This is a genomic window from Prevotella communis (assembly GCF_022024175.1).
In the GTDB taxonomy this organism is placed as follows: domain Bacteria; phylum Bacteroidota; class Bacteroidia; order Bacteroidales; family Bacteroidaceae; genus Prevotella; species Prevotella communis.
Map to the genome: position 1 here is coordinate 1,742,219 of NZ_CP091794.1, position 16,331 is coordinate 1,758,549.

The window sequence follows — 16,331 nt, forward strand, 5'->3', positions numbered from 1 at the left end:
AGTATAATTAGGAGGTATTAATTATGTTACCAGTAATGTTTCAGAACAGTTGGATGCCAACAGTATTTGAGGATTTCTTTAACAATGATTGGATGCCTCGTGCCAACAGTACAGCACCCGCAGTCAATGTCAAGGAGAGTGAAAAGGCCTACACCATGGAACTTGCAGCTCCAGGCATTAAGAAAGAATATTGCCGCGTAGGCATCAACGACGAGGGCAACCTCACCATCGCCATCGAGAACAAACAGGAACACAAGCATGAGGACAGTCACCGCCACTATCTGCGCCGTGAGTTCAGCTACTCGAACTACGAGCAGAACTACACACTGCCTGATGATGTGGTCCGCGACAAGATTTCTGCCAAGGTGGAGGACGGCATCCTGACCATCACCATGCCGAAGACCGAACCGAAGGAGAAAGTGACCAAGGCCATTGAGGTGTCATAACACAGCCCATTCAAGCAAGTAAATAATCCCTGACCTGCAATTGAGCAAGTCAGGGATTCTTCGTATCCGTTCACTTGTCCTCAGACATCAGACCTCTTCCTTCAGCCCTCAGCCCTCTGCATCAGACCCCTTCCCTCTTCAGTTCCAAGCCTAAGCTATATACAAAAACTTCAATTTGTCGGGCCGAAAGTTCACCGATACGCTTGAATTTCATGAGATCATCTCTGCTATATTTTAGAAGGTCCCCTATACATTTGATACCAACAATATCAAATGACTTGGAAATTCTGATAGGCATATCAGGCCACATCTCTTTTACAGGCACTCTATCGATTTTCTTTCTTACTTGATCCTTATTATTCTTCTTCTTTGACAACCGTACCATGGTCTCTCTGATTTGCTCTATCTTCTCCCCATCCACGTGCATATTTCCCACGGTCTTGTCCAGCATGATGATCCTCATTGTATTCTCTTTTACATCACTGCTAATCAGCCCCATCCGTTTGTTAATTTTCATTCTTGACAAACTAATAACAGATTCCTGCATCCTTACAGTTCTTTGCAGTTTGTCCAAAGCCTGCTGCTGACTACGCACCTGCTTAGTCAACTCGTCTAATCTCTTTCTTAGCTCTTCCAGCTCTTTTCTTTTCGAAAGTCCAAACATATTCTTAGTTGTTTATGGTTGATATCATTCAGGTGTCATCACTCTGATTATTCGTAATTTGCTGCAAAGATATAAAAAAATCCGCTTAGTCAAGCTAAACGGATTATTTTTTTGATATTCTAGTCTAACATACATATTCAATAGAACCCTTTGGTATTTATGTTACATTCACTTGAGCGGGCCACCGCCGTTGCTTGTGGGATTGCCCCAAAGCATTTGCTGGTTGGTGCGCAGCCAGTTGCCCCATCCCGTCAGTTTGTGGAATGTGGTCTGCTCGTAGCCTTGGTCGAAATTGCACAAGAAGTCATTAGGATATGATTTGATGAAATCTGCCGTGTAGAGTTTGTCGTGGGCCAGGCAGACGCTCAGCGTGTAGTGGTCCAGATGCTGTTCGTTCGTGCTGACGTCAACATAGTGGACGAAGGCCTCGCGGAAGGCTTTGTCCAGATCGGCAGAGATGGCAGCCATTTCTGCGTCGCCAGTCTCCTTTGTCAACAAATGGGCATAGTCAGCCAAATCGAAAAAGGGAAACATGTAGGTGAATACGATACTCTTTTCGGGGGACTGTTTATTTTGAATATAGGTGTTGAACCGATACACCTCCTTGGTGGCCTTGTCGATGGCTTCCCTTTGCGTGGGGTAGAGAGCGAGGAGCCTGTCGGCGAGGCGCTTGGCGGCACTGATGATGGCATCGAGCTTGGCGGTGCGGATGAGTTTGTAGTCACCATTTTTCCAGGACTCCACTATTTGCCCATTATCTTCTTCAATGTCGTGATAGGATTGGTCCCATGCCGGACGCACGCGCTCAAACATCTGTGCGACGGCATCCTCGGTATTCCCCTTCTCCAGCAGTCCGCGGACGTATTCCGTGAGCAGTTCGCCTCCACTTGAGAGCAAGTGTGCCGAGGCCACGATATAGTCGGACAGGCCGCGCAGTTCTGTCAGCGTCTCCATGTTGCCCATCAGGCAGTTGTGGAAGAAGATGGTGTTCAGCCGGTTCAAGCCTGCGGAACGGATGGCGGTACTCAGCTCATACATATCAAGTTCCTCACTCTCATTCCACTCATCGGCAATGACCCCTCGGGTGGCAGATGCAGCGGCGGGGTCTTCGTATTTGCCAGGGACATCGTTCATTGGGTTCAGTCCAGTGCCATGCCCCCAGATGCTGAACACATACTGCTCGGCAGGACACACCAGACTGCTGATCTGGATGAACGCGCTGACGGTCTTGGGGTCGCACAGTTTCATTGCCTTGGCCTCCTTTTCATACCCATATGCCTGAAGTCCTCCGTTACGAATATTCTCCAGGTTGGTCGTGTCGTTCAGCTCGAACCATACGATGTCGCCCGGGTCGGCATACTTACCTGGATGGGAGTTTTTCTCATCAGACGGTTTCTTGCCATATTTGTAGAAGCAGACCACACGGACGTTGCCCGGGTCCTTGAGCAGCGGCTGTATCTTCTCCCAGAAGCCGTACTCAATAATTGCGTCCATGGTGCCTCCCGCATTGCCATAGACAAAGACGGTGTAGCGGGCGGGCTGCGGCACATTGACCAGGTTGTCCTTCCTGTTCCACGCATCAAAGTCCTTAGCCTTCGCGTCATCCATCTTCTGCATGGCCAGTTGGTGGTCACCCTCCGTCAACGTCAGCTTGCCGTCGCTCACGGTATATCTGGCAGTGGTCTTGGTGTTCCTCTCCGCGATGTCCATCGTCAGCACACCCTCCTTGGCTGTATAGGTGAACGAATAGCGCTCACGGCCCACGGCGTCGTCGTTGTTAAGGTAATAAATGTTGGTGACGCCTGTGCCGTCGGCCTTCAGTTCTGTCTGCTGCCAAGCCTTGCCGTATGTCCAGGCGGCGTAAGTATTCCCCGACACGTCGGAATACCATTGACCAACAAGTTCGCTGTTCGCTCCTGATTCAGGAGAAGGATTGTCGTCGTTGTCCGACGAACACGATGTGAATACACTTGCGCCGCAGATAAGGGTGGCGGCGAGCACCCATGTTAATTCATGTAACTTTCTCATCGTCGTTGTGTTTGATGAAACATTACTAATCTTAATTATCAGTCAGCACTTCAGTGATTCGCGGCACTATCTGCTTGCGTGAGAGATCCTCGGATGTATAGCAGACACCCTCACGCAATGACGGACCGAAGACGCCCTCGGCCACCTGCTTGGCACCTTCACCATAATATATAAAATAGGTGCCATTCTCCACGTAAGGCCGTTCGGCACGGTCGTCGCCCGTGTTCTCCACCATGTTGTCAATCTTGGCAACGAGCATCTGCCGCCCACGCTGCCCCATCACTTCGGGCATGACTGCCAGCATGCGGTCGATGAAGGCATCCATCTGGCTCTGCTTGTAGACGAGGCTGCCGAAGCCAAGCAGATGGCCGCCAATCTCGTATTCCTTGTAGTCGGAGAGGAAAATCTCGGCATCGGTCATGCCGGTATAGTCGGTGGCTGCATCCTCCATGCTACGGTTCAGACGAGCCACGGAGTCGGGGCTGATGGCCAACTGTGCGGTCAGAGCCTGCAATGCCGTGGAGTCGATGGCCTGCGTGGTGGTTTTCGAAAGGTTGCGCGTGTCGCTGATGATGCCTGCCAGCATAATGCGGGCGGTCTCGTCGTCGATGGTGATGCCCTGTTCCTTATACATCTCGTAGATGATGGTGTTGGTGGAGCCAACCATCTCGCGGCGCACAAAGGGGATGCCGCTGTCTGCAATGTCGCCCTCCACATGGTGGTCTATCTTCTGCAGGACAACGGCTTCGCGGGCACCCTCCACGCACTGCGCATAGTCGGTGTGGTCGGTCAGGATGAGCCGTGTCTGCGGCACCACGCTCGACTTCAGTTCGGGCAGCGCGAAGCCGAACACGTGGGCGATATAGGCCGTCTCGCGGTTCATCCCGCTCGACACCTTGGCCTTGCAGTTGTAGCCCATCAGCCGCATCAGCCTGGCATACGACAAGGCCGAGGTGACGGCATCCACATCGGGTGTCTTGTGACCATAGACGAAGCATGTGTCCGTGCCCCAGTCCAGTGTCTTCAGCAGTGCGCCGAACTCCGTTTCATGGCCGGGCTGCGGAATCACCGCATTGTCATCGTTCGAACAGGATGTCCATACAAAGAGGCTGCTTGTCAGGGTGGCAGCCACCATCCATTGCATGATTTTTCTCATCATCTTTCTTACTTTTAAATTATTTACTTCTTGAATAACTGCTCAAATAAGGAATACTGTTCAATTTAGATTATTAGTAATATTCTGCAAAGATACAAAAAAATCCGTTTAGTCCAACCAAACGGATATCTTTTTTTATATTCTAGTCCAAGAAAGGGAGTCTGTCTTCTGTCCCTCATCGGTTTTCCCTCAGCAATTCCTCGGCCAGCGCTTTCACTCGTTGTTCTGTGATAGGCTCTTCTGAAGAATACAATGCCTGCGTCCGTGGACTATTCATCACCAATCCTGCAGCATCCCTTGGCTCTATGTCGTATTCAGATACCAGATAGGCCGCAAGATCAGCCATCAAATTCTCAAATTTGAAATACCTCTCTTCCATATCGCCTTCTGGAATTTCTCGCGGTTTCTATTACATACTTTATCGAGGTCACTCAGCAAGGTCTCGCGTGGCAAAGTCTGCTCATAGGCATAATTCTCTTCCAAGAACTGAATGCCTTTGTATATCAGCAGATAACGATAGGCGTCAGCAAACGCCATCTTCTTGCTATGAGCATACCACATTACGCCTATTGTCACAAAGCGCACACGCTCCACCCGTTTCTCGTCAGGTTCCTTCATACCCATTACCTGGATACTGATTTTCTCGCCCATCGCATCCATCAATAGCGAGGCATCCTCAAACGAGATGTGTGTCAGCCCCTTCTCAATCTTGCTGATGCTGCTCTTTGGCAATCCGACACGCTTACCCAGTTCCTCCTGAGTAATCATCTTGGCTTTTCTCACCTGTTGGATAGTTGCCCCCAACAAGCTGCCGTTCTCTTGAGTCTCGAACTTATTCTTCATTTCTCAGTCCTCCTTTCACATTATTTACAGCGCAAAGGTATGAAAAATTTTCGAAACGAGAAACTTTTAGCCTATTTTTTTGCTTTTCCCCACGTTTTTACTGTTGGAGAAGCAAAAACATCAGCCATCTTACATCTTCCCTCTTCCTTCAGCCCTCAGCCATCAGCCCTCTTTATCTCGTTTTATACGATTTCAACTCAAACTGCACATTGTATTTACGGTCTGGGGCTTTTATTCTTCAGCTGCTCTATTTCCTCACGCAACTGCTTCACCTCATTTTGCAGAGCATTCCATTCCTCTTCCGAGACCACGAATCCACCTTCATCCTCAGCACTATTATCATCCACATACGTAGTTTGACTTTGAGTTGGGGCATTGCTCCTATCACTTTGAGCCTCCTTCATTTTGGATATAAAACTCCAACCTGCTATTCCCACAGCCACAAACATGACTACCAAGATAGTCAAAAAGACGAAAATGAATTTCTTCGTTCCGTTTTGGTTTTCGTATTCAAATTCTCGCATAGCGTATTCGTTTAGACATCAGATTAGATGCTGCAAAAATACAAAAAATCCGCTTAGTCAAGCTAAACGGATAATTTATTTTGATATTCTAGTCAAACTTACAAATTCAATAGCGTCTTGACGAACCGCCTTGCGCATCACCTCTTGTCTCAAGATGCTTGTAGTTTACTGACATGCCAGAAGAAACTTCATGATTACCGAAAGACATATTCTCAGAGCCCAACAAGAACATGTAAGGAGCCTCGAAGAAAATGGTGCCACAGACAGCCCTCTCTCTACCTGTAATAACTATTGATTGACATCCCTTGACATAAAGATCTCCGCCAACGCCATAGATACCGTTTAACTCTACGTAACCATTATATACTGTAAGATTTCCATGTACGGCATAACTACGGCTATTTACATTTAATATACCGCCATTAACTGTTACATTACCATTTACGCCATTATAGTCGTCATACCGAATACTATTGATGGTAATCTGAGGTTTTTTCTCAGAGTATTCGCTCTGAGCATAGATATAAATATTCTCCCTGCCTGTCTGACCGATAATAGTCCCCTGTACATCCATCCTGGCGCCGTCGGCTAGAATCAGGTGAATATCGCCTAATACGTTGATAAAGCCATGCATTTCGACATAATCTTCTACATAATACCAGCCACCAGGTATGGTTTCAGAATCGATAAATCTTTCTAACGTATCAATGTGTTCTGTGTAGTATTTCTTCACGAGTTTATTCTCTGCATCGTCCCATGCAAAGTATGGTATGCCTTCCGGTTCAGGAGGTAAAGGTTGCTCACTATCATCGTCGCCGCAAGATGAGAAAACGGTCGCACCCATCATGAGGGCAACAAAAAGGGTAAGATAATAAAAAGACTTTTTCATAATTGTTATTGTTTATAGTTTAATAGACACTGTCTTTATTTTTTCGCATGCAAAGATATAAAAAAATCCGCTTAGTCAAGCTAAACGGATTATTTTTTTTATATTCTAGTCCAAGAAAGGGAGTCTGTCTTCTATCTCATCATGACAAATGAAGCAGTCGGGCTGAAGGGATTCGGCCTTGACGATGTCTGGAATCTTTCTCTTGAAAGTGGCAAACGTCTTGGGATTCTCAATCTCTTCACGACGAGCCCTGCTGATGCCTGCGAACACATCTTCCTTTTCTATACCCAGGTAACGACGCCCCAGCAGATTGGCTGCAATACCCGTTGTTGACGAACCTGCAAACGGGTCAAGTATCCAGGCACCAGGCTTTGTGGATGCCATGATGACACGACTCAGCAGACCCAGAGGCTTCTGCGTAGGATGCTTCGTGCACGACTTCTCCCAAGGCGCAATAGCAGAAAGGCGCCACACATCTGTCATCTGTCTATTGTCATTAATGTGCTTCATCAACTCATAATTATAATAATGTGCCACCTTCGCTTTCTTACGGGCCCAGATAACAAACTCGGTTGAATACGTGAAGTAGCGGCAAGAGACATTAGGCGGCGGATTAGTCTTTGCCCATGTGATGACATTGAGAATCTTGTAGCCAAGTTTCGTCAGACAGTTGGCCACAGAAAAGATATTGTGGTATGTGCCGGAAATCCAGATGGTGCCATTGTCCTTCAGTTTCTCCCTACACAACGCCAGCCACTTCATGTTAAAGGCATCAATCTCCTCCTGCGACATACTTTTATCCCAGTCGCCTTTATCCACACAAACCACCTTGCCGTTCTGCACGCTGATGCCGCCACTCGACAGGAAATAAGGTGGGTCGGCAAATATCATGTCGAACTTGAAGTTGAACTGCGGCAGCAACTCAAACGTATCGCCATGAAGCAGGTTGAAATCGTGGTTGGGAGATTTATAATAAGCGTGAATCATTATTTCAAACCATCAATAAACTCGGTAATATTCGTCAGATTATACACGCTGGGTATTGTTTTATACGCTTCTTCTAGTTTATTGCGAGCAGACACCCATCCGACACCATCAGTAATCCATACGAATTCATAACCGTTTACAGAATTAACCTTAGGAGCCAATTCTGTATAGGCACGAGCAACCTCATTCAATTTAGATCCTCCTCCGCTATAGAAGTTCACTTCGATTAAGTATTTCCTAGAATCAGTTTCAACGAAGAAATCAAAACGCTTCTTATCCGTACCTAGCACAGTCAGTTCTGGGAATTCAGTTGAATAAACCTCTTGACGGAATGTGACATCGTTGTCCCTGAATATCTTTGCTACAGTATTCTCCATAATGTGGCCGCTTCGGTTCTTGCGGGCATTCGTATCAAGTCCTGTCTCAATACCAAACACATAATCTACGAGGTTCTTGATGCGACGAGACTTGAATATCTCCGAAAGTCCAGTTCCTTCGAGGAATTCCACGACCTTAGCAGGAGACTCGAAATAGGTATTCAGCAGAACTACATTACCCTCACCATCAACTACAGGTTTGTTTCCTTCGTCTCTTATGGCAATCAAGATACCCATCACTTCAAAAGCCTTTGCATCACGCTTCCAAATATCTTCTACTCCTTTTGCCAAATCATCCTTGCCAATCAGGTAGTTAAGCGTGTTCAAACTCATTTCTACATCAGCAACATTTGCTGCTATCTTATCGAAGTCACAGAAAAAGTCCAATGTCTGGTTGGTCTCTTGTAGTTGAGACATAAACAAATCAAAATCCTTATTCATAGTTCTTGATCAATAGTTCGGTTAGTTTACCACGCTTCTCTGGGTTCGCATTAATGGCACGAGAGGCATAGACCCGATGAATGTGGAAAGGAGCATAGATGTCCTCAAAGAATGTGTCCTCAGGATTCTTTGCAGAACAATCGGAATTGCTAAGCATCCACCTGACATTGGGCTGTTCGTTGAGGCGAGCACAGAAATCTCGCAGACGAATCTGCTCATCGTCGTTGAACTCCTCTTTAGCATAAGAGTTGAAGCTGGAGGTGGCATTCAGCGGACGATATGGAGGGTCAAAATAGAAGAAGACAGGTCCTTCTTGCATTTCATCGGCAGTCCGTTCAAAGTCGCCATTCAGTATCGTCACATCAGCGCGATTCAATACCTCACTGTCAGCCAGGATAGTATCAACGTTGCAGATTGTAGGATGAGAATTGCGACCAAAGGGCACGTTGAACTTGCCTTTGCTGTTGACACGATACAAACCATTGAAACAGGTACGATTCAGGAACATCAGATACTTTGTACGATCAACGTCATCCAGTACCGTTTCATTGAAGATATTCCTCACGTTAAGGAAATAATCCTTCTTTGCCTCTTCATCCGACTGCGAGAAGTATTCCTGCTCCAAAGCAGAGAGCCGGCGTATCAATTCATCAGGCTGCTGCTTGATGACGCGATAAGCCGTAACCAGATGCGGATTGATGTCGTTGATGACTGCATGCGTGATATTGGGAAACTTGCGGAGCATGTGAAATAACATTGCTCCACCACCCACAAAAGGCTCAATATAAGTAAACGCCTGCCCTTGCAATTCACCAGGCAGATGTTCGTCAAGTTGTGATAAAAGTTGTCCTTTGCCTCCAGCCCATTTCAAGAAAGGCTTTGCTTCTGTACTCATCGTTCTTTTTGCCGTTTTGGCGTGGACAAAAAGAAAGCGCACCACCTTCGTTTTCCAACTCCAGACAAAGGCAGTCCACCACAGAAGCCCATACAGAGAGAAGGAAAGGAAGGGGTACGCCTATACAGAATAGGCGTATCCGCATTCCCCGAGCCCCTCTGTATAAAATGTTTGGTGGACTTTTTATGTCTGAGGTCTCTTCGAATTTAGATACTGCTATCTAATTTCCACGATGTCATTTTGCGCTCCTGATGAGTATCAAAAGCGGTGCAAAGATAGTCATTTTCTTTTGAAAACTATCAGCACTTACTCTGATTTTTCATCTTTCACGCTGAATTCTGTTTCTTTGTAGTCAGAATCATCCAGCACAATCTCGCATTTTCGATACTTTTGCCTCACCTGTTTGATGGCGCCCTCTTCGTCTGAGGCCTCCACTTCCACGATACGGCTTAGCACCTCCAATACTTCTATGCTGTACTTCTTCATACGAGGCACAAAATTACCACAAATACAGGAGATTTTCGCGATTAGATCAAAACTTAACAAAATAGATCAAAATTGATCAAATCGATTTGTTCATCTCCTCAAGATCTCTTACCTTCGCAGCAAAAAAGATGGAAAAGAAATGGGTTAAGACAGAAGAGATGCTCGAGGCATTGAGAAGAGAGGCGGATACGGAACAGCAATATTGCCATTACCTTGGTGGTATGTTGCGTTCCACACATTGGCTCGAGTATTCATCAAAGCGTCAAAAGTTTGGGGATTCCACAAATTGGTTTGACTACACATGGTATACAGAATCAGAATTCCTGGAAGTTTATGCCAACCAGTGGTGGATGAGGGAAGTATAAACAGTAATCGCCCCAACAAGGAGGATTTCCCTCCTCGTTGAGGCGTTGTCCCTACTCTCTCGCCAAGGCCCAGCCATCGAGCAAGGCAATCCAATCCAGTCCTTCCGCACCACATTCTTGGACGCACATCGCAGCACCCAACTTCATCCAGCGGGATGGCTTATCTGAGGGGATACCCAGGGGCTCGTCGGCTCCGATGCCCGTGAACCTGCATACATTCTCGATGTACCGCTTCGTATTGTTCTCATTAGGCGGCGCCCAGCGGTTGATTATCGCCCTGATGGTGTAGAGCCGGTACGTGTGGTAGTACGTGCGTGTCAGCATCACGAAGGCTGCACGCCAGCCATACGGCATTGTTTCAAACTGACAGAACTGAGCGTCTGTCTGCAAGGGCTTCAAGCCCTGCCACTTATCCTTTGAACGACGAATGTTCAATGGGTTGTTATTACGAATTCCTCTTGCAATCATTTTTCAGAATTTTAATGTTTCATGTTTAATGTTTCATGTTTAATGTTTCATGTTTAATGTTTCATGTTTAATGTTTACCACAAATGTCCGAAGTGAGTAAGTTGTAAGTGAGTAAGTGAGAGCCTTAAGGCAACTCACTCACCATTTTCTTATATACACCATACTTCACCACTTCAACTATCCCGTCATTGCGGAATCGGGTGATGGCACGTGAAGCAGCTTGCTGAGAGCAGCCGAACACCTCCATATACTGCGACGTCTTGAACTCCTCGGGCAACTTCCTGAAGCACTCGCTGTAGCGGGTGCTACGCTTACGTACCACGAACTCCTTGTTCTGGTCAGCAAAATAGTTATAGGCCATCTCGCCAAAGAAGAACTGCTGGCACTTGTACTGGATTTCCATTGCCAGGCGGCACAGGCGCTTATCCATGTCGTCCATCGTCAGGGTTCTCGACTCCTGCCACTCATCCCAATGGCGCATCAGGATAAAGGGCAACGAGATGCCAATACCGTAGTACGGAATACGCTTCAGCAGGGTACGGTCCGCCTTGTCGCCGTTGAACTCCGCAATCTCCAGATGACTTGACTGCCAGTCGTAGGTCTCGTCGTTCAAGGGTTCAATGGGCAGTTCGCCCTCTACCCTATCCAGACGGTAAGCCCACGTCTTCAGCGTCTCGTTGGCATCAGGATCTACCTGCTGGTGACGCTTCGCCAGACCCTTATCGGGTAAGGGGATCACAGCCAGTCGGGTGCTCATACCCGTACCGAAATTCCTTTGGTTCACTTTGCGGTGCAGGGCATACGGCGTACCGGTATAGATGAAGTTCCAATAGACGTTGAACATGCCCGTGACGCTTTCCTGGTTGGCATACATCTGACCGTCCTCCTCGTTGTGGAAAGCCTTTAGTTCCAGGATTTCGCGGTCCTTCCAGTCGCCACCCTTGTTGTTCTTGTTGACGTTGTCCAGTTCGGCATCAAACGAGAACATGTGCAGGTTCAGCTTCCTGTCTTGGATGTTTACCACGGCGGCATTCATGTGGCGGATAAACTCACCCGTAGCCGTGCGGGCAGGATGGACTCGGATGCCTACCACAGGACGTTTCAAGGCTTCGCCCTTTTGAGCCTTTGTCGAAGTGGAACGCTCCGTGCGCCCCTCCTTGTAGCGGTTTACCGCATCAATCAGGCACGAGTCGGCCTGAATCATCGGGTCGGCAATCTTCTTGTAGAACTTCTCTATCACGTTCTTACCAGCACCCGGGTCACCAATGATGAAGATGCAGTAGTTCAGTCGGCGCACCAGTTCAGGCTCAAACCAGAAGTGGTACCACGCCCGTGTCATCAGGGTGCCGAAGAGGGCTGCCGACGAGAACAGCACGGCAGGCAACTTATACGGATGCACATTCAGGAACAGTTCCTTCATGCAGGGGTAATGCTCTGCCATTTGCTGCAGTTCCTCAGCCCATTTTGCAAGGGGTAAGGCATCGTAGACGTCGTCCTCGTTGGGAGAGGTCTGAGGGCTGACGTCAGAGGGTTGAGACGATTCCGTAGCTCCGGTAGCCTCCAGAGCCTTCTGCATCCTACGAGGTATGCCTTTCAGGAATTCATAGTCCTGCGCACTCTTCACCGTCTGGGCCACATTCTCGTTGCGTTCCTCAACGATATCTTTCACGAATGGTGTCTCACGCAGAATCCGCTCTATCAGCACGGGGTCGTTGTCCGTGATATACCGCAGGTGGTCTGCCAACACCAGTGAGGTGCGGTGTCTGTCGCCAGGCTCCACCTTCTTATCACCAAGCCACGCCGCCACTATCTTGCTGTAGGGCACGCCGTGATAAAGGAGACCCTCCCCCGTCCCCTCCCTGTGAGGGATGGGCGTAGATAGTTCAGCTACTTGTGATTGCCCCTGAGTCTGACCACCCCCCTCGCTCACAGAGAGGGGCTGGGGGTGAGTCTGTATCGTTGCCTGCGACTTCCCTTCGTGGTACGCCTCATTGTATTTCTCGCCAAATTCCGGATTCTCGTAGTCGAAGATGCGTTCATCCAGCAGGATGATATCCTCCTCCGTAGTCAGGAATGCCCCGCGACTGCCATCCTTGCAGCTCTCGTCGGGATCCAATCCCAGCTTCTGCGAGAACACTATCTGGTTGTCAATCAGGTTGCCCACATTGACATCAGCCATGAAGACCACCTTCAAGCCGTGCCCGGATGGCGTAACGAACACAAAGAGGATTCTTGCCTTATCCGCATCGCTGAGTCTGGCGTAGGCCTCCTCCCAAACCTTGCGGACATCGCCCTCGATGTGGTCAAAGTCGATGACGCACAAGCCATTCAGTCGGCAGTACTTCTGATTCCTCCACAGACCCCTGCGTGTGGTTTTCTCGCCAGTCTGCTTATTCTCGAACTCCTTGTCCGACTCATCATACGTGGCAATGAATATCACAAAGGGCAGGCCCTTTTTCTTGCTGTCGTAGGTATTCTTGTCGCCTTTTGCCAGAGCCTCGCGAGCCTCCTTCACTTTCTTGGAAGTTTCAGGCGCCATGATAAGCGCCCGAAACTGTTCCTTGGTAATTACTTCTGTTGGCAGACCGAAGTTTCGTTGATAACAAAACATTTGTCAATCTCACTTGTAAGTTGGTACAACTGCTTCCTTACGTCCAATACTCCTTCAACCTCGAATGTGAGCCAGGCCATCAACTGGGGATGCTCCCCCTTTACAAGACACACCTTCAGGCTGTCTTTGTTGACCAGAAACTCGCCATCAGGCAACTGGGGTTTCTCAATCTCCATGTCTTTAGTCAGCTTTGCCAGTTCCTTGTGGAAAAAGGCAGCCTTATCGACCACGTCCTCCGGACATTTCAGTTCGATACACGTCAGCGGGTTCTTGCCAGTGGTAGCGTAACGCTTCGACCTGCCCACCTTCTTCACATCTTTCTGAGAGGGCACGCCCCTTTCTTGCGGTGTCACCTCGATAGAGTCATCATCAAACACGCGGGTATTCGACTTGAAGCTCCTGATGCACTTTCTGCGTGCCGAATTCTTTAATTCTTCCATTTTTGCATTTTTACATTTTTCAATGTCTTCCATCAGCTCTAAATATTCAAGCGTCATACCATGTTTATCTTGTCCACATAAATCGTTGTGGCCTGCATAGCCTCGCCCGTCTGCTGAGAGTTCCACTCACGTACCACCATTGAGCACTGCACCTTATAGATGTACTGCGGGTCGTACTTCGGACAGTTCACCGCCCTCTCTCCGGTAATCTCACCGAGGAAGGTGTCCGTGCCGTCGGTCAACTTCAGCACTACCGAGTTAATCACTTTCTGGTCGCCTGTCTTGCGATCCATGTACTGACGGGTCTGCAGCCCGCTCTGATTCAGAATTCTAACAATTCTTTCCATTGCTTTTAATTGTCAATTATCAATTGTCAATATCCTTTTCACATTTTCCTTATATCTTATTTCCTTAACATAAACAACAAATAGTCTTTCGTCTCAGCCAGCAACTCGATTCCCAACTGAAAGTACTCTTTTTCGGGGTCGAGACTCAAGAGTTCAATGAGGCGGTTGGCCAGCTCTGCATTGTTGAACTGCAGGCTGTTGGAACCCGCCTTGAACTTCACATCAACACCTCGTGTCCGGTTGAACATCAGCACCACATCGGTAGTCTGACGGCTCCTGGTCAGCAGCATATGGGTTGATAGTTTCTTGGCTATCATCCGCGAGTGTTCCTGATTCAGCGTCAGTCGTTTGCCGCCTCTCAGACTCAGCGAACAAGTATTCTTGGGAAGTCCCATACAGTTGATCCTCGGCTTGACGTCGATAATCTCCAAGTCCAGGCTGTCCAGTTGTGCCGCTTCGCTGTTGTCGACTCGCTGCCCTCCTATTTTTTCTAACCATTCCTCATGGATAGCCAGCCAGAAGTCCTTGCCGAAAATCGACTTCGGATAGACGAATGCCTGGGGTATCACACTTTCGACCTTGGCTTTTTCCAGATAGGCCTCCAAGGTGGGAGGATTCACTGAGAGATGATTCTGATGATAAATCTGTGAAAACATCATGTAGATGTTACGTACGTGTAGGAATCTCTTGAATTCCTGTATCTCTGTTCTTGTCATAATAAAAAGCTTGTTTTACGTCGCTTCCTTTCAGGCGACCTTTATAGTGAATAAATAATGTTCGTGCGTATGTGTGGGGTATGCATGTGGCATGCAATGGAGAAATGTAGCAGTAAGTTAAAGAGCACTTGCAAACCGGTTCTGAGCGTCCTCTGGTTTGCGAGTGCAAAAGTAGATACAAAAAATGAATGGGAGACAGTTTCAGGCAGCACCTGCCCTTACTATCCCCCAATTGCCCTTAATTGCCCTCGATAGCCCTTAATTGCCCTTGGCTATTTTCTTAAATAATGGTTTCTGAAGTGTTTCTCACTGTATCCTTCACCTGTAGGCATGCCCAGTCTCACCAGCTCGGCATAAGCAGTAGAAGGATTAGGTGGCAGCAGTATTTTTTCTTCACGAGCCATCCGCTGCAGATACTCACATATCATCTGCACGCCATACCGTCTCACCAGGCGTACCACCTCCTCTTGAATCAGCAGTCCCTCTTCATCGCCTATCTTTGGATGTATAAACCTAAACAGCTCCTGTTCAGATGCTTCTGTGCGGGGCGTCTGCTTCTCCAAGTCTTTCAGTTCAGGTTTCAGCTTCATCATGTCCTCATGGATCATCCTCAGCTGCACGTCGTACTCGTAGAGGACTATGCGCTGTTTCTCTGTAAACTTCTCAAAACAATGGGAAAAAAGATAGATATAGATCTCGTGGTAGTTTATCATGAACATGTGTTTGCCTTTCCAATAGGAATAGCGTTTCAGTTTGGCACATTCTTCAATAAAATTCTCTGGCAGCTGCTGCCCGTGCCTGAGGCATCTCCTTACCAGCTCCAGTTTCACCTCTGCTATCTCGTCGCCGGAAGCATGCTCGTCATACTCCAGGATACCGGCTATCAGCATGTCGGCGGTCAGTTGCACCTGCTGCCGCTCCAGCTGTTCCATCGTGGGGTGCGGATGCTGTACTTTCCATTTTTTATAGTCTAGGATGTTGGTTGATTTTTTCAGTCGTGCCGCCATCCGCTTGAACACCTGCTCGGCATATTCCGCATCCACCTGTAATATCTTCATTTGCAGCATCTGCAGCATGTCAACCAGCTGCAATATCTTCTGCCTCAGGGGTTCGCTACGCTCTGAAAGAGCCTCGCAAAACAACTTGCTCTTCAGCCAATAGTCCGGATTTGTCATCTTCTCAAAGTCGATCACCAGCGGAATCCTGCAGCTCCGTATCTCAGGCTTATCCAACTGTCTCTGCACGGCCTCGATACTTCTGTTCGCCAGATCATTCACGCACTTGCTGCAATACATGAAAACGCAGTCGTCAGTCAGGTCATGCTCATCACAAATCTCCAGCACACTAGCCAGGCGCAGTAACTTCTCATTACGTCTCATCTTAACAACCACCTCCTTTCTGGCTAAAGATTTTACACTCTGTTTTTACTCGGGAACACTTCACGCAGAAGGTTCCCTCACGTTGGAGCCAGTTAGCTCCGACTTTTAGGTTTGGTATCATGATTTTTTTAATAGTTAATGTGTTTGGGCATATGCCCTAATATCTATAGTCTAAGTAAAACAGACGCAAAGGTACAAAATAAATTCTACACTTCAGTGAAGTACAGGAGGAACTTACTCACTTACAACTTACTCACTTCGGACATTTA

19 protein-coding genes are annotated in these 16,331 nt (G+C 47.8%); 2 read left to right on the forward strand and 17 right to left on the reverse strand.

What is annotated here, in order from left to right; genetic code table 11:
• Nucleotides 1-23: 23 nt before the first annotated feature.
• Nucleotides 24-446: an Hsp20/alpha crystallin family protein gene (locus L6466_RS07155; RefSeq protein ID WP_176944353.1), complete on the forward strand. Its 423-nt coding sequence runs from the start codon at nt 24-26 to the stop codon at nt 444-446.
• Between the two features lie 121 nt (nt 447-567).
• On the opposite strand, the gene L6466_RS07160 is transcribed toward L6466_RS07155, so the two are convergent.
• The 11 genes from L6466_RS07160 to L6466_RS07210 form a co-directional block, all read right to left on the reverse strand.
• Nucleotides 568-1,110, reverse strand: coding sequence for a DNA-directed RNA polymerase subunit alpha C-terminal domain-containing protein (locus L6466_RS07160; protein WP_237803353.1), 543 nt, complete (start codon nt 1,108-1,110; stop codon nt 568-570).
• A gap of 168 nt (nt 1,111-1,278) precedes the next feature.
• Nucleotides 1,279-3,138, reverse strand: a complete 1,860-nt coding sequence (locus L6466_RS07165) for a clostripain-related cysteine peptidase (protein WP_237803352.1) — start codon at nt 3,136-3,138, stop codon at nt 1,279-1,281.
• A 31-nt stretch (nt 3,139-3,169) separates the two neighbouring features.
• Nucleotides 3,170-4,297 (reverse strand): DHH family phosphoesterase, encoded by a 1,128-nt coding sequence (locus L6466_RS07170; protein ID WP_237803350.1) that lies wholly within the window; start codon nt 4,295-4,297, stop codon nt 3,170-3,172.
• A gap of 172 nt (nt 4,298-4,469) precedes the next feature.
• Nucleotides 4,470-4,640, reverse strand: a complete 171-nt coding sequence (locus L6466_RS07175; RefSeq protein WP_237803349.1) for a hypothetical protein — start codon at nt 4,638-4,640, stop codon at nt 4,470-4,472.
• The gene (locus tag L6466_RS07180; protein ID WP_237803348.1) at nt 4,640-5,137 is read right to left on the reverse strand and encodes a helix-turn-helix domain-containing protein; all 498 of its coding nucleotides are present in this window, start codon (nt 5,135-5,137) and stop codon (nt 4,640-4,642) included. Before L6466_RS07180 ends, L6466_RS07175 begins: the two co-directional genes overlap by 1 nt.
• A gap of 215 nt (nt 5,138-5,352) precedes the next feature.
• Nucleotides 5,353-5,661, reverse strand: coding sequence for a hypothetical protein (locus L6466_RS07185; RefSeq protein ID WP_237803347.1), 309 nt, complete (start codon nt 5,659-5,661; stop codon nt 5,353-5,355).
• Between the two features lie 106 nt (nt 5,662-5,767).
• Complete coding sequence (locus L6466_RS07190; RefSeq protein WP_237803346.1) at nt 5,768-6,550, reverse strand: hypothetical protein; 783 nt, start codon at nt 6,548-6,550, stop codon at nt 5,768-5,770.
• A 105-nt stretch (nt 6,551-6,655) separates the two neighbouring features.
• Complete coding sequence (locus L6466_RS07195; protein ID WP_237803345.1) at nt 6,656-7,537, reverse strand: DNA-methyltransferase; 882 nt, start codon at nt 7,535-7,537, stop codon at nt 6,656-6,658.
• Nucleotides 7,537-8,355: a type II restriction endonuclease gene (locus L6466_RS07200; protein WP_237803344.1), complete on the reverse strand. Its 819-nt coding sequence runs from the start codon at nt 8,353-8,355 to the stop codon at nt 7,537-7,539. The genes L6466_RS07195 and L6466_RS07200 overlap by 1 nt, the downstream gene beginning before the upstream one ends.
• The gene (locus L6466_RS07205) at nt 8,348-9,250 is read right to left on the reverse strand and encodes a DNA adenine methylase (protein ID WP_237803342.1); all 903 of its coding nucleotides are present in this window, start codon (nt 9,248-9,250) and stop codon (nt 8,348-8,350) included. Before L6466_RS07205 ends, L6466_RS07200 begins: the two co-directional genes overlap by 8 nt.
• A 306-nt stretch (nt 9,251-9,556) precedes the next feature.
• The gene (locus L6466_RS07210) at nt 9,557-9,736 is read right to left on the reverse strand and encodes a DpnD/PcfM family protein (RefSeq protein ID WP_237803340.1); all 180 of its coding nucleotides are present in this window, start codon (nt 9,734-9,736) and stop codon (nt 9,557-9,559) included.
• 128 nt (nt 9,737-9,864) lie between these two features.
• Here L6466_RS07210 and L6466_RS07215 point away from each other — a divergent pair, with 128 nt between their 5' ends.
• Complete coding sequence (locus tag L6466_RS07215; protein WP_237803338.1) at nt 9,865-10,101, forward strand: hypothetical protein; 237 nt, start codon at nt 9,865-9,867, stop codon at nt 10,099-10,101.
• Nucleotides 10,102-10,152: 51 nt separating this feature from the next.
• On the opposite strand, the gene L6466_RS07220 is transcribed toward L6466_RS07215, so the two are convergent.
• From L6466_RS07220 to L6466_RS07245, 6 genes are all read right to left on the reverse strand, one after another.
• Nucleotides 10,153-10,569, reverse strand: coding sequence for a hypothetical protein (locus tag L6466_RS07220; protein WP_237803336.1), 417 nt, complete (start codon nt 10,567-10,569; stop codon nt 10,153-10,155).
• Nucleotides 10,570-10,693: 124 nt separating this feature from the next.
• Nucleotides 10,694-13,180 (reverse strand): BT4734/BF3469 family protein, encoded by a 2,487-nt coding sequence (locus L6466_RS07225; protein ID WP_237803334.1) that lies wholly within the window; start codon nt 13,178-13,180, stop codon nt 10,694-10,696.
• On the reverse strand, nt 13,138-13,620 hold the full coding sequence (locus L6466_RS07230; protein ID WP_237803333.1) for a hypothetical protein: 483 nt from the start codon (nt 13,618-13,620) through the stop codon (nt 13,138-13,140). Before L6466_RS07230 ends, L6466_RS07225 begins: the two co-directional genes overlap by 43 nt.
• 53 nt (nt 13,621-13,673) lie before the next feature.
• A complete protein-coding gene (locus tag L6466_RS07235) occupies nt 13,674-13,967 on the reverse strand; it encodes a hypothetical protein (RefSeq protein ID WP_237803332.1) in 294 nt (97 codons plus the stop codon).
• 56 nt (nt 13,968-14,023) lie between these two features.
• Nucleotides 14,024-14,683: a hypothetical protein gene (locus L6466_RS07240; protein ID WP_237803331.1), complete on the reverse strand. Its 660-nt coding sequence runs from the start codon at nt 14,681-14,683 to the stop codon at nt 14,024-14,026.
• A 272-nt stretch (nt 14,684-14,955) separates the two neighbouring features.
• A complete protein-coding gene (locus L6466_RS07245) occupies nt 14,956-16,062 on the reverse strand; it encodes a hypothetical protein (RefSeq protein WP_237803330.1) in 1,107 nt (368 codons plus the stop codon).
• Nucleotides 16,063-16,331: the final 269 nt, after the last annotated feature.

Excerpts from the sequence above, each read along its gene's own strand:
- L6466_RS07155 (WP_176944353.1), top strand. The coding sequence starts at position 24 with ATGTTACCAGTAATGTTTCAGAACAGTTGGATGCCAACAGTATTTGAG.
- L6466_RS07160 (WP_237803353.1), bottom strand. The coding sequence starts at position 1,110 with ATGTTTGGACTTTCGAAAAGAAAAGAGCTGGAAGAGCTAAGAAAGAGA.
- L6466_RS07165 (WP_237803352.1), bottom strand. The coding sequence starts at position 3,138 with ATGAGAAAGTTACATGAATTAACATGGGTGCTCGCCGCCACCCTTATC.
- L6466_RS07170 (WP_237803350.1), bottom strand. The coding sequence starts at position 4,297 with ATGATGAGAAAAATCATGCAATGGATGGTGGCTGCCACCCTGACAAGC.
- L6466_RS07175 (WP_237803349.1), bottom strand. The coding sequence starts at position 4,640 with ATGGCTGATCTTGCGGCCTATCTGGTATCTGAATACGACATAGAGCCA.
- L6466_RS07180 (WP_237803348.1), bottom strand. The coding sequence starts at position 5,137 with ATGAAGAATAAGTTCGAGACTCAAGAGAACGGCAGCTTGTTGGGGGCA.
- L6466_RS07185 (WP_237803347.1), bottom strand. The coding sequence starts at position 5,661 with ATGCGAGAATTTGAATACGAAAACCAAAACGGAACGAAGAAATTCATT.
- L6466_RS07190 (WP_237803346.1), bottom strand. The coding sequence starts at position 6,550 with ATGAAAAAGTCTTTTTATTATCTTACCCTTTTTGTTGCCCTCATGATG.
- L6466_RS07195 (WP_237803345.1), bottom strand. The coding sequence starts at position 7,537 with ATGATTCACGCTTATTATAAATCTCCCAACCACGATTTCAACCTGCTT.
- L6466_RS07200 (WP_237803344.1), bottom strand. The coding sequence starts at position 8,355 with ATGAATAAGGATTTTGATTTGTTTATGTCTCAACTACAAGAGACCAAC.
- L6466_RS07205 (WP_237803342.1), bottom strand. The coding sequence starts at position 9,250 with ATGAGTACAGAAGCAAAGCCTTTCTTGAAATGGGCTGGAGGCAAAGGA.
- L6466_RS07210 (WP_237803340.1), bottom strand. The coding sequence starts at position 9,736 with ATGAAGAAGTACAGCATAGAAGTATTGGAGGTGCTAAGCCGTATCGTG.
- L6466_RS07215 (WP_237803338.1), top strand. The coding sequence starts at position 9,865 with ATGGAAAAGAAATGGGTTAAGACAGAAGAGATGCTCGAGGCATTGAGA.
- L6466_RS07220 (WP_237803336.1), bottom strand. The coding sequence starts at position 10,569 with ATGATTGCAAGAGGAATTCGTAATAACAACCCATTGAACATTCGTCGT.
- L6466_RS07225 (WP_237803334.1), bottom strand. The coding sequence starts at position 13,180 with ATGTTTTGTTATCAACGAAACTTCGGTCTGCCAACAGAAGTAATTACC.
- L6466_RS07230 (WP_237803333.1), bottom strand. The coding sequence starts at position 13,620 with ATGGAAGAATTAAAGAATTCGGCACGCAGAAAGTGCATCAGGAGCTTC.
- L6466_RS07235 (WP_237803332.1), bottom strand. The coding sequence starts at position 13,967 with ATGGAAAGAATTGTTAGAATTCTGAATCAGAGCGGGCTGCAGACCCGT.
- L6466_RS07240 (WP_237803331.1), bottom strand. The coding sequence starts at position 14,683 with ATGACAAGAACAGAGATACAGGAATTCAAGAGATTCCTACACGTACGT.
- L6466_RS07245 (WP_237803330.1), bottom strand. The coding sequence starts at position 16,062 with ATGAGACGTAATGAGAAGTTACTGCGCCTGGCTAGTGTGCTGGAGATT.